Source organism: Pantoea sp. paga, from assembly GCF_007558755.1.
GTDB lineage: Bacteria > Pseudomonadota > Gammaproteobacteria > Enterobacterales > Enterobacteriaceae > Pantoea > Pantoea agglomerans.
Genome location: NZ_VLTF01000050.1, coordinates 1 through 277, shown reverse-complemented (window position 1 = coordinate 277; position 277 = coordinate 1). Strand labels below are relative to the sequence as shown.

1 pseudogene is annotated in these 277 nt (G+C 36.5%); it reads left to right on the top strand.

Features of this window, described 5'->3' with window-relative positions:
- Positions 1–34 precede the first annotated feature (34 nt).
- Positions 35–277: pseudogene (locus tag FOV68_RS24230) on the top strand (hypothetical protein); the annotation flags it as partial.

Below are 277 nucleotides of genomic sequence, written 5' to 3'. Positions count from 1 at the left end.
TCCCGGATCTGTTAAGCAAATTAACAGAGTTTTCATGAAATTCATTTCGTTTATGAGTTTTGATTCAATTGACGAAGCTGTAATGCTAACAACAAAATCCAGTAATAAGTTCTCGAATCAGGATTTCATTTGTCTCAGGATCCTAATCAAAAAATGGTATGAATTAGGTTTTGAGGGGATTAACCAAAACTGTGTAGACCTCGTTGATAACTGGACGATAAAAGACAATAAAAAGGGGGAGGTTGTTAAAAGACGAGACCCTTATCAGGGGCCTCTA